Raw genomic sequence first — 1,185 nt, 5'->3', positions numbered from 1 at the left:
TTATTGGACTAAAGATCATAAATATTATAGATTAACTACTCAAGCTAATTTATTTGGTACTACTGATCTTATATGTAGCTGGGGTTCTTTGTACTCTAATAAAGGTAATTATGAAGTTATCCACTGTAACTCCCAACATGATATGGATAAGAATATTAAACGTATCGCTAGGATAAGGAAATCAAGAGGGTACGCTTTAATTACAAATTAATTGATTTAATATATGAATAATAATTCACTCGGCAACACTAAAACTAATAATACTATAGAAGTGTATGTATATGACGCATCTCCCGATGGTAGACCTATTCTCAAGAGCAAATCAGAATATGATGTGAGTGTAACAAAATATATCACATCAAGCTATGAAAGTATACAAAGTGATAGTGAGAATTATCTGCAATGTGATGAAGATACTGCAGAGAAATCAAGTTCGACAGAAATCAGTACTAACAGGCCCGATACTAAAGATCGTGCAAGGAGCGGCAAAGTTGAGCAGCTTAAACTGGAAAATTCTTGATATTTTCTTCATATATTTTTTGAGCTTCTGATAATGATAATTTTGAATAAATCTCTAGAGACTTGCGGGTTTCATGACCAGAATATGGTTGGATGAGTGCGTCGTCTATTCCTCTTTTTTTAAGCCAAGTAAATAAAAAATGACGTAATTTATGTGGAGAAATATTCTGCCTCATACCAGCTAAATTACTATATTTTTCTAATATTCTTCTAATTCCTCTATCAGAATATGGTTTTTTCCAGCTTGACTCAAATAAGTACAATGTCTTATTCTCTGCGGTACTGGTGATATACATTGCTAATGTTTCCCGAAAACTTTTTGGAAACGGTACTATTCTATCTTTTTTTCCTTTTCCAGCAATAATTCTAATTTGACATCCATTCAGGTCAACATCAGGCTTTTTTAACCTTACCAGCTCACTTACTCTTATACCTGTATATATTAATACTTTTATAATTATAATGTCCTGTATATTTTTACTTTTCCATATTACATCATAGTATTTCTGTATTTCTTCTTCATTTGGAACATAAGGTAATTTTTTAGGTTGAGCTGTAACTACTACTTCTAATTCTTGCCTTAAATACATAAATACAGTACGTAAATAGCCATAATCCGGTGATTCAGATCTTAGGTATTTAGCTAATTGTAGAGCTTTTTTTCTT

Annotated in this window: 3 protein-coding genes; 2 read left to right on the top strand and 1 reads right to left on the bottom strand. The window is 31.4% G+C overall.

The annotated features are described in order from the left end of the window. Nucleotides 1-211, top strand: a 211-nt coding sequence (locus tag KYQ89_RS02685; RefSeq protein ID WP_218460293.1) for a WGR domain-containing protein, incomplete at its 5' end; no start/stop codon positions are given. A 12-nt stretch (nt 212-223) separates the two neighbouring features. Beyond that, complete coding sequence (locus KYQ89_RS02680; RefSeq protein WP_218460292.1) at nt 224-520, top strand: hypothetical protein; 297 nt, start codon at nt 224-226, stop codon at nt 518-520. Here the strand turns inward: KYQ89_RS02680 and KYQ89_RS02675 are convergent. Beyond that, a partial coding sequence (locus KYQ89_RS02675) for a tyrosine-type recombinase/integrase (protein WP_218460291.1) occupies nt 501-1,185 on the bottom strand: 685 nt, incomplete at its 5' end. The two genes, KYQ89_RS02680 and KYQ89_RS02675, sit on opposite strands and share 20 nt — an antisense overlap.

The sequence above is a fragment of the Rickettsia sp. TH2014 genome (assembly GCF_019249195.1).
Classification (GTDB): Bacteria; Pseudomonadota; Alphaproteobacteria; order Rickettsiales; family Rickettsiaceae; genus Rickettsia; species Rickettsia felis.
The sequence above is the reverse complement of the archived record's forward strand: the minus strand, read 5'-3'. Positions and strand labels throughout refer to the sequence as shown.

Excerpts from the sequence above, each read along its gene's own strand:
- KYQ89_RS02680 (WP_218460292.1), top strand. The coding sequence starts at position 224 with ATGAATAATAATTCACTCGGCAACACTAAAACTAATAATACTATAGAA.